Here is an 8854-nt window from a genome sequence, read left to right as displayed (position 1 = left end):
AAATAATTGATATACAGTGACTTATATCACTAACTTAATGACATTGGGCGAAAGCAGGGACCTTCTAGCTTTTCCGGACGTAATTATTTGTGTGTACAGGGTAACTGCGGCAGGCAGGCGTGAAGTACGCAAAATGTTAGTTATTCTTGTCGGAAATCCAGTCTGATCTCTGACCTGCGACTTCTGCCTCTCAGCATCAGCTTCAGGATTCAAATAAATCCCGCAACCTTTTTATCCAAAATCGAAAATGAAAGCCCATACGATTTATGATCAATATTAACCGGTTCCAAGCCTGGATGTAGGCCGGTGAAAGTGATTCCTGGTATTTGTAAAAGACTACCCCGATCCGCATAAAGTCCTCAAACTCCAAAAATCTGATGCCCTCCTCCAGCCTCGTGTATTGGGTAATGGAATAGCCAGCATTACTGGCTATCCATTCCCGTGTCAGACCAAGCTGTTTTCGGCCTTCGACCACATGCTCAAGTATTTCGGCCTGATGGTCTTCCCATTCCTGGGGGGTGTAGTTATATATTTCTTTTACTGTTGCCATTTTTTAATCAGGCGGTATAAGCCATAAACTATTCCTCCTATTGTCAGGACAAGGAATATTACAGCTGCCGAGCTATCCTCGGCAGGCTTACCGTTGGAGCCATCAGAAAATCCGCGGGCGAGATCACCGGGTGCATTCGCCATATAGTCGATAGCCATTAACACTACCACAGCTATTAATGCATAAAGCCAGTATTTATGCCAAGGCCATCTGATAGATATTGATGGGACGCCATCGATTTCCTCGAGCTCAATGGGTTGAATACCCTTGTAGCCATGAGGCTCTAAAAGCTTAATGACCTCAAGCGACCGTTCTACACCGGGATTTGTCTTCCCATTTTCCATCCGGGAATAGGCAGATTGGGTCATGAATACCCATTCTGCAGTCTGTACCTGACTGTGGCCGAGGCGATTTCTTTCTGCCTCCAGCATTAATGAAAATTTAGTTCTCTTCATGGTTTAAAAATTAGTTTAACGATAGGTTTAATTATGCCTTAAATTACCAAGGATCAGACACTTGTACAAACCCAGAAAAAGAAAAAAATCATTATGCACGGATATGCATGATTATGCATAGAATATTTCGCGATCTGCGAAATTATCCACAGTTATGCTCAAACTTTCATAGGGTATGCACGATTTCGCATCGTTGAGATGTTTTGGGTTCCCGAACTTTGTTGTGTGAAATGCATCCCCAATGTCAGAATTCGAACAAAAGATTATCGTCCTTTTCGAGATGATGTTGAGTAATCAACAGAAGATCATCTCGCTGCTGGAGGACCGTCAGGATCCGGATGAGCACGACGACGCAAATTGGCTGAATACACGGGAGACATTAAAAATTCTCCCTGTGTGCGAAAGAACTCTTTTCACTTTAAGGGATGACCCGGGCTTTCTTTGGAGAAAGAGAGGCAGGTTCTACCAATATTTCAAACCTTCCCTCTTTAAGATCAGGAACAATTACATTAAGTAAAAATATAATTGGCACAAAATGCCGGCTTTGATGGCTGCACCGGCTGAATCTGCTCAAAGACAAATTGAAGACTGATGGAAGACAGTTGGAAGACAAATCCGGGACCTTACCGGCCCTCCCCCAGCCTTTCCCTTACCATAGTCTGGCCCACTTCTTACATCTCTTCGGCACTTTCATAGGTTTTCTTCCGTACGTGTTCGGGGTTTGTTCGGGAAAACCACCCTTTTGTTCGGGAACTCTTTGGGAAACGTTCGGGAAAAACCCCCTTTTCTTCGTGAAACCATTGGAAAACGTTTAAGGTTTGTTCGTCTCCTGCAGAATTATTCCTAAAGCACCGCGCGAGAAATCCGGCAGCCCGCCATAATGAAGCTACCGTCTGTCTTCCATTTGTCTTAGTCCTGTCTTTCTGCAGTCTTTCACCAGATACCCACAGTTTTTGAACGGACTCCAAAAGTGGGCGCCCGGGTGAAGACCGAACCTCCTAGCGGCAATCCACGGCAACCTTCCGGCAAGTTTCGGCAATTGGCGGCAAAAATTTGGCGGTTTTTTGCTTTGTAACCAGGTTTGTGCTGTACCGGTACATAAACAGATTTTTTAACTCTTAAAATTTAAAAAAACATGGGAACACTTAGAAACGGAGGCAATGGAACCTTCATCGGCAAAGCCGGAAGTTTTATTGGAAGCACCTGGAGAGACATCAGCTACATGAAAGGGATTCCAAAGATCAGTAACAAACCGAAATCGCTGAAGCAGCTTGAGCAGCAGTCCAAATTTGCTACAGCGATTAGATTTCTTGGTCCGATCAAAGACCTCTTAAACGTCGGATTTAACGGGCAGAAGCAGCGTAAAGCATCAGGTTACAACATGGCAGTAAAGTTTATCCTCGACAATGCGATAACCGGCACATACCCCGACTACACGATCGATTATGGCAAAGTTATGGTTGCAAAGGGAACCTTAGCCGCACCGGTTGGCCCTGCAATTACAGCGTATGCAGAGACTTTGGTAATCAGTTGGTCGCCTGATATTAATCCTTACAATGGCTTTTTAGATGACGAGGCCACGGCCGTAATTTTTGATCCGCTAAACAACATCTTCCTTAGCGGAGAGATGGGAATACTTCGTCCGGAAGGAGAAATGACTGTGTATGTCCCGGCAGCTTACCTGGGGAATACGGTACATGTGTATCTGTTCTTTATGGCCAGGAACGGCAGGGTGTCTAACAGCTCCTACGCTGGCTCGGCAGTTATTGTGTAATTAATCTTGCGGCGGCCTCTTGCCGCCGCAATTTTTCTCACCCTCCAGACTTTAGCGGTCGGTGGATAATTAAAACCTATTACCTGCCTAACGTCAGGCAGGCTTAAAACTAAAACTCATAACCATGAAACTCATTCAAAAATATTTTCAACCTGGTGAATTCCTCTTCCATAGAGAATTTACCGGAATAGTCGTCATTGTATTAATCTTCATCACATTTCCGTACGCGGTGCGAATGATCGATTCAACCGCTGCGGCTATAGACCCCGGAATCTACAGCGCGATCATCCTGGCTGTATCTGCCATCCTCATATTCAAAGCTGGCACCTGGTGGATCATCAAAGTTATCTGGCCGGTCTTTGCCGAATATTCCGCGAAGCACTTTGAGCGCAACTTCAGAAGCCTCATTAATTCACAAAAGGTACTGATCTATCTGGGGTTCTATCTCTCCATTTTTTACGCATTTGTAATTGTACTGACTGCATTGATTTAAAGATCTAAAAAAATTATCATGGCAAGAATACTAGCAGGAAGGATAACCGGCAAGGTCGGGGATCTGGTATACAGCACCAAAAATGGGGTCAATTATGTAAAGCAGGCACCAAAGAAATCGCTCAAAGCACCTTCGGAAAAGCAGTTGTTTCATTGCAGGAAATTCGCGATTGTCATGCATTTCCTTTCCCCGCTTAAAAAGCTGCTCAATGAAAGTTACAGGAGCAACCCGAAGAGATCAGGCTTGCACAATGCGATGAAGAAAAACCTTTGCGAGTCGATAACAGGAGAATATCCCCACTTAAAGCTAGACTATTCTAAAGTTTCTCTCGTATCCGGCTCCCTGCGTATGCCACAGGCAGAAATGGTGTATGATGCAAAATCAAATAAGTTGCTGTTTTGCTACGAATGTCACCATTCCTATAATGCTTATCTGAATGATGAACTGATTGCTCTGATCTATTGCCCGGAACTGCAACAAAATTGGCATCCGGTCAATACCGGGCTACAGCGCTTCGAGCAGATCGGAGCATTCAAAATTCCAAACGAGGTCATTGGCCACGAGATCCATATCTGGCTGTACTTCCGTTCAGAAATGCTGGATCAGTTTTCAAACAGCGCGTATATCGGCAAAGTATCTGCGCTAAAATCTGAGCCTTATGAAACGGATTGATCACACCTCCAGCGCAGAGAACATCTTTGGTATGCTGTTTTCAATTATGATTGGATTCGCCGTGATCCTATTCAACGCGGAAAGAACAAAGGCAGATAACACGCAGAGTTTAGCGCCAGTCGGTTTTAACTCAGACCGGATCAGGGTACAGCAAATCTATACCTCCCAGATCGGCATCCGCGAAAAAGGAATCAACGCCGGAGCCGATGTCGAGAAATACCTCCTCTACGTAAACCTTCCAAAGGACAATCCATGGTGTGCGGCGTTTGTGTGCTGGGTGTTTGGGCAGGCGGGGGCTCCAAATCCCCGAAGTGGATGGTCGCCGGATTTGTTTAGGGCTAGTAATGTGATATGGCCTATAAAACTACTCCAAGGGAGTTCCTACGGGAAAAGCGGAAAGCTTCAAAGAATTGAAAATGGAAAACTGAAAATTGAAAATGGCTTGGCGGAGAAGGAAAGCGGAAAAGTTGAGAGTGCAAAGCCGGAAGGACTGAACACTTTGCCAACTTTCAACTTTCAATTTTCAACTTTCAACTCACCCGGTACGGGTGATGTTTTCGGTCTATTCTTCCCCGAGAAGGCCCGGATAGCCCATGTCGGCTTTATCGATCAATGGGACGGTACCTGGATGATTTCAGTGGAAGGGAACACCAATAATTTCGGCAGCCGGGAAGGAGACGGGGTTTACCGTAAGCGCAGGCTAGTTAAATCTATTTATAAGGTAGCCAGATACGTTGGGGTAATTGAGAATTGAGAGTGGAGAGCTCACTGTCCCTTGTTACTCAGTCAGCTTTGACCCCGAAGGTGGTCGCATGTGGTAAACGTACAATTAATTCAAACTAAAAATTAGAAAAATGAAAACATTAAAACTGATATCAATAGTAATAATCCTGTCTCTAGCCTCCTGCCGGAGCAGGGAGCTGAATTTCGTCAAATCAAAGTCAAGCGAACTTGGGAAAGAAAAGATCAGCCTGAATGAAAGTCATTCCGAAGCTATAAATGGTGTGCGGGTTGTGGATATCCGAGACTCCAGCAGGCAATTGGTTGGGATGCGGATCTATCCCCTGGATACGTTTAGCTTGTCTGTGGATAATGGGTTTAGGGGGAGGGCTTCGGTGATTGAGTATTGGGGTGTGAAAGAGAGTGTTACTGATGGGAAAGATAGTTCTGCTGTGGTGGTGAAGAAAGATTATAGTATTGGGTATGTTGGTGAGAGGGAAATGCGAAAAAATGAAGTATCGAAAAGTCGGGAAGTTTGGAAAATAAGTTTGAGGGTTATGGTGTTGGTTGTGATTATGGCTGTTGGGATGTTTGGTTTTTGGTTGTGGATTAGGCTGATACGTCCAAGAGAATGCGGGGAGGGGGGTAGCAATCCTCACTAAGTTCTAATATTCATTTTTTTCAATTGTTCGCAAATTGGAGGGCATCACTGCTCCACTGTGTAATATTTTGTTGGAGATCATCGTCAAGATTCGGAAGATAATCCATAATTCTTACTCTATCGAACAATATTCCAGCGTCAAGAGACCTTTTCCAAAACTTAGCAACTTCCATGACATCCGCAATGAAGAACATTCTGATGGGTTCTTGATTTATCGGCGTCTTAATCCATTTTTTGCAAAAATCCTTAGGCTGAAGGTCTTTCCTTTGTCCCTCATAAGATGTACCTGTTTTACATTGACCAAATCCAATTAGCTTATTCGCAACCTGATCTTCAAATGACTTCCATACAACTATGTCAAGTGCATCATCATTTTCGGTGACTTCGCCCCCGCCATGATTAACAAACGACGTCCCCTCATTTAATTTTTCACATAGATCGTTCACTTTTGCGTCGAATCCACCGTCTAAAGCCGTTCCGAAAACTAAAGCGGAACTTCTATCTCCAAAATAAGTTTTCGCAACCTCCGCAGAAATTAGTTCAAAAAGTTTAGTGCCATCGATATTCTGAAAACTGGCATTCGCGTTCATATTTAATCGAGTGGCAAATAGCAGATATACATAAAGGTATGCGGTAAAATCATTGAATCCGCGAAATGCAACTACATTTCCATTTACCTCCAAAGTGAAGGGATAGTTTCCTCTAGAGTTTGTAATTCGTCGCTGAATTGCATCGATTACCGGTTCAAGTTTAGTATTAATCTTGTCTTCTAAGTCTTCGATTCCGGCTTCATCGCTTGGTTCATCCGCCGGTTTCATCAATTTTTTAAGAATATCCTTTGCTGATATCTCATTGTTTTGAGCACATAACGCCTGGATCTCAAAATAGTCTGCCAGAGCTTCAATGTGGGAGTCTACAGTTGGTATAGGGCCATTAATTTTATATGAACTCATTGGTTATTCTGTGATCCGAGTTTTTTTATCGCTCTTCCCATATACCTCCAAATGCTTTTTCTCCATTAGATTGTATAGCTCGTCTGCCATATTTGCTATTGAACCTGCTGTCTTCAAGTCTGTTATATCACCATCATAACCAGTAACCCAATACTGTAAAGACTTATACAGAGCTCGTTTACCTTCGTTAAGGCTTTCTGTAAATTTTAGATCATCTGGTTGACTTATTTCAAATGCGACATGAAGATCATTCGTTGCCCTCAGTGCTGATCTGGCTTCCGGCGACTTTATAACCGCGTCAAAATTTCGCAGGTCTGGGTTTTGGGAAACAATAACTGATTTTATCTCCTTCTTTTTACTACCAAACAACCATGTCAACACTTCCCCTAACTCCGTAATCTTCGTTACAGGTTCTTTAGTCTCTGCTTCAATGTCTTTTAATCCAATAAAGTCCCTAATACCATCATATTGTAGACCTGTATACAAATGCGAAAAATACAACCTAGGTGCATTTATATCTGTCTTATCGAAAACTTGGCTTTTTTCTGCCTGCTCAATCACCATTAGTGATTGATACAATCTTTGAACTGTCTTATTAGTGTCACCAATTTGCAGTCCTACATCCTGTAACGACACGCCGAAATCATTGTGTACCTGAGCAATATATTCTGCTTTTGCGAAGCTATTCCATTTCGACGCGCCGTTGACATGTTTAAATCCGATAAACTGCCAGGCATCCTTCCTGCTCTTTTCGATTACTACCGGAATGGTCTTTAATCGATCTTTTACTTCATTGGTGGGTACTGGAAGTGCTTTGGGGTAAAACTTCTCATATTTAGGATATTCAACTATTACCTTGATAGCCGCCAAACGTCTATTGCCCTCGATAACAGTGAATTTCTTCCCATCAGGTATTGCAATTAAAGGATCGTTTTTAAAATATCCTGAATGATGCATGGATAGAATAATTTCTTCCACTGCCATAACCCTGTATAGCACTTCAACAAGCTCTTCTTCTTTAATCTTTTCGCTGAAGCCAAATTCGACAAGCCTAGGATTCTGCTTATCAAATTCTAAAAGATCAATAGCTATATCCTGAATTTGAGTCGCCATGTTATGTAGGTTCGTTTGCAAAATGCAATTTATCGGAAAAAATGACAATTTCTTTTTCCTTTTTTTTCGATTGCAAGCTGTAGTTAATATCGACTAAGCAGTTATCGAAATTTCTATAGAGATCATGTATTGCCGTAACATTGTCGTAAGAAACTAACCAGTTAAACTCCCTGTTAGCCATAAGAAAATCTCTTAAGGCGATATGTTCCTGCTCGTTATAATGGTTTAAATAGAGCTTACTCCCTTTCACAAAATAAGGCGGGTCAAGAAAGAGGAAGCTGCTATCAAGCGCTAAATTGGTTTCTAATGCATTCATTAAATTAATGGCGTCTTCATTATAGATGGTAATACTGGACTCCAATTTTGCTATTTCAGTTATTCTTTCACTGAGGTTCTTTTTATTATACCTAGCATCTAATTTGTAGTTTCCTCCCTGATCCATTCCACCGATGGGTCCAGCCTTCAGTAATATTCCGGAGCGGTTTGTCCGATTTAGAAAGAATGTGGAAAATCCAATTGTCAAAGTATCCAGGCCATTGACATCCTCGTAAATATTTTTCTGGTTTCTCCATTCGGTCATATCTACAGGAGTATCATTTAGCTTTCTTAGAAAATTTTCAGTGTCATAAATAATTGCATTCCAAAAAGAATATATGTGATAATCGGCATCATTTAAGACGATTTTCGAAACATGCTTGTTTAATAATAGCTCAAGAGCCGCACCGGCTCCTCCTGCATAAAATTCGAAATAGGTATCAATGGATAACTGGTTCTCAGAAAAAATCCTTAAGAAAATCTTCGTGAATGAGGCTTTACCTCCGGGGTATCTTAGTGGCGAAAAAAAATTCAATTATCTAACGTGCTAATAGGTATGTATCAATATACAGTGGCTATAATCAACTAAATCTGCCTTAGTAGAATTATGTTTAATAAAGGTAAGGACAATATTTTCCTTTTTGAAAATTAATTTGGCCACACCAATATGCCATAGGAAATATTGCATTAGTCATTCCAATCCTCGCAAAATATCGCCAAAGCGGTGCTCTGTGTTTGCTTTTTTCTTTGAGGAAAGTCAGTCCGCATAAGATTTCTCGACTTTTCCTGCATTCATATTAAATATTCATATTAAAATCCTCCAGTCTTCATTTCATCGCTCGCCTGCGATCGCTCCATGTTTTAACTCAGGGATGTTGAAGGATGATTCCATTGGTGGAGAACAACTCTTGTCTCGTGTCAACATACGAAGCACCGTACTTCAAGGGCTACTTGGACATTCCGCTCAACTCGCAAGCTAAAGAACGTCTCGGCTATCCCACACAAAAACCCGAAGCACTTCTCGAACGCATCATCAAGACCAGCAGCAACGAAGGCGACGTGGTGCTCGACCCCTTCTGCGGTTGCGGCACGACCGTCAACGTCGCCGAACGCCTCCACCGTCGCTGGCTCGGCATAGACATCACGCA

Annotated in this window: 12 protein-coding genes; 7 read left to right on the top strand and 5 right to left on the bottom strand. The window is 42.5% G+C overall.

All coding sequences use genetic code 11. The features are described from left to right. Nucleotides 1-202: 202 nt before the first annotated feature. Both WKF69_RS16900 and WKF69_RS16895 read right to left on the bottom strand, forming a co-directional pair. On the bottom strand, nucleotides 203-550 hold the full coding sequence (locus WKF69_RS16900; RefSeq protein ID WP_340383402.1) for a helix-turn-helix transcriptional regulator: 348 nt from the start codon (nucleotides 548-550) through the stop codon (nucleotides 203-205). Next, the gene (locus tag WKF69_RS16895; RefSeq protein WP_340383401.1) at nucleotides 538-1005 is read right to left on the bottom strand and encodes a helix-turn-helix transcriptional regulator; all 468 of its coding nucleotides are present in this window, start codon (nucleotides 1003-1005) and stop codon (nucleotides 538-540) included. Before WKF69_RS16895 ends, WKF69_RS16900 begins: the two co-directional genes overlap by 13 nt. A 241-nt stretch (nucleotides 1006-1246) precedes the next feature. Here WKF69_RS16895 and WKF69_RS16890 point away from each other — a divergent pair, with 241 nt between their 5' ends. From WKF69_RS16890 to WKF69_RS16865, 6 genes are all read left to right on the top strand, one after another. Continuing rightward, complete coding sequence (locus WKF69_RS16890; protein ID WP_340383400.1) at nucleotides 1247-1522, top strand: hypothetical protein; 276 nt, start codon at nucleotides 1247-1249, stop codon at nucleotides 1520-1522. A 618-nt stretch (nucleotides 1523-2140) separates the two neighbouring features. After that, nucleotides 2141-2779 (top strand): DUF6266 family protein, encoded by a 639-nt coding sequence (locus WKF69_RS16885; protein WP_340383399.1) that lies wholly within the window; start codon nucleotides 2141-2143, stop codon nucleotides 2777-2779. 124 nt (nucleotides 2780-2903) lie between these two features. Then, the gene (locus WKF69_RS16880) at nucleotides 2904-3272 is read left to right on the top strand and encodes a hypothetical protein (RefSeq protein ID WP_340383398.1); all 369 of its coding nucleotides are present in this window, start codon (nucleotides 2904-2906) and stop codon (nucleotides 3270-3272) included. 18 nt (nucleotides 3273-3290) lie between these two features. Then, on the top strand, nucleotides 3291-3944 hold the full coding sequence (locus WKF69_RS16875) for a DUF6266 family protein (protein WP_340383397.1): 654 nt from the start codon (nucleotides 3291-3293) through the stop codon (nucleotides 3942-3944). Then, nucleotides 3931-4698, top strand: a complete 768-nt coding sequence (locus WKF69_RS16870) for a hypothetical protein (RefSeq protein WP_340383396.1) — start codon at nucleotides 3931-3933, stop codon at nucleotides 4696-4698. The genes WKF69_RS16875 and WKF69_RS16870 overlap by 14 nt, the downstream gene beginning before the upstream one ends. A gap of 100 nt (nucleotides 4699-4798) precedes the next feature. Beyond that, nucleotides 4799-5326 (top strand): hypothetical protein, encoded by a 528-nt coding sequence (locus WKF69_RS16865; protein WP_340383395.1) that lies wholly within the window; start codon nucleotides 4799-4801, stop codon nucleotides 5324-5326. A 19-nt stretch (nucleotides 5327-5345) separates the two neighbouring features. On the opposite strand, the gene WKF69_RS16860 is transcribed toward WKF69_RS16865, so the two are convergent. The 3 genes from WKF69_RS16860 to WKF69_RS16850 are packed head-to-tail and all read right to left on the bottom strand — an operon-like array spanning nucleotide 5346 to nucleotide 8241. Then, a complete protein-coding gene (locus WKF69_RS16860) occupies nucleotides 5346-6278 on the bottom strand; it encodes a hypothetical protein (protein ID WP_340383394.1) in 933 nt (310 codons plus the stop codon). Between the two features lie 3 nt (nucleotides 6279-6281). Further along, nucleotides 6282-7391: a hypothetical protein gene (locus tag WKF69_RS16855; protein WP_340383393.1), complete on the bottom strand. Its 1110-nt coding sequence runs from the start codon at nucleotides 7389-7391 to the stop codon at nucleotides 6282-6284. 1 nt (nucleotide 7392) lies between these two features. Continuing rightward, a complete protein-coding gene (locus WKF69_RS16850; protein ID WP_340383392.1) occupies nucleotides 7393-8241 on the bottom strand; it encodes a DNA adenine methylase in 849 nt (282 codons plus the stop codon). Nucleotides 8242-8621: 380 nt separating this feature from the next. Between WKF69_RS16850 and WKF69_RS16845 the strand changes: the two genes are divergently transcribed. After that, nucleotides 8622-8854, top strand: a 233-nt coding sequence (locus tag WKF69_RS16845) for a site-specific DNA-methyltransferase (RefSeq protein WP_340383391.1), incomplete at its 3' end; no start/stop codon positions are given.

Source organism: Daejeonella sp. (genome assembly GCF_037719425.1).
GTDB lineage: Bacteria > Bacteroidota > Bacteroidia > Sphingobacteriales > Sphingobacteriaceae > Daejeonella.
The sequence above is the reverse complement of the archived record's forward strand: the minus strand, read 5'-3'. Positions and strand labels throughout refer to the sequence as shown.

Excerpts from the sequence above, each read along its gene's own strand:
- WKF69_RS16900 (WP_340383402.1), bottom strand. The coding sequence starts at position 550 with ATGGCAACAGTAAAAGAAATATATAACTACACCCCCCAGGAATGGGAA.
- WKF69_RS16895 (WP_340383401.1), bottom strand. The coding sequence starts at position 1,005 with ATGAAGAGAACTAAATTTTCATTAATGCTGGAGGCAGAAAGAAATCGC.
- WKF69_RS16890 (WP_340383400.1), top strand. The coding sequence starts at position 1,247 with ATGTCAGAATTCGAACAAAAGATTATCGTCCTTTTCGAGATGATGTTG.
- WKF69_RS16885 (WP_340383399.1), top strand. The coding sequence starts at position 2,141 with ATGGGAACACTTAGAAACGGAGGCAATGGAACCTTCATCGGCAAAGCC.
- WKF69_RS16880 (WP_340383398.1), top strand. The coding sequence starts at position 2,904 with ATGAAACTCATTCAAAAATATTTTCAACCTGGTGAATTCCTCTTCCAT.
- WKF69_RS16875 (WP_340383397.1), top strand. The coding sequence starts at position 3,291 with ATGGCAAGAATACTAGCAGGAAGGATAACCGGCAAGGTCGGGGATCTG.
- WKF69_RS16870 (WP_340383396.1), top strand. The coding sequence starts at position 3,931 with ATGAAACGGATTGATCACACCTCCAGCGCAGAGAACATCTTTGGTATG.
- WKF69_RS16865 (WP_340383395.1), top strand. The coding sequence starts at position 4,799 with ATGAAAACATTAAAACTGATATCAATAGTAATAATCCTGTCTCTAGCC.
- WKF69_RS16860 (WP_340383394.1), bottom strand. The coding sequence starts at position 6,278 with ATGAGTTCATATAAAATTAATGGCCCTATACCAACTGTAGACTCCCAC.
- WKF69_RS16855 (WP_340383393.1), bottom strand. The coding sequence starts at position 7,391 with ATGGCGACTCAAATTCAGGATATAGCTATTGATCTTTTAGAATTTGAT.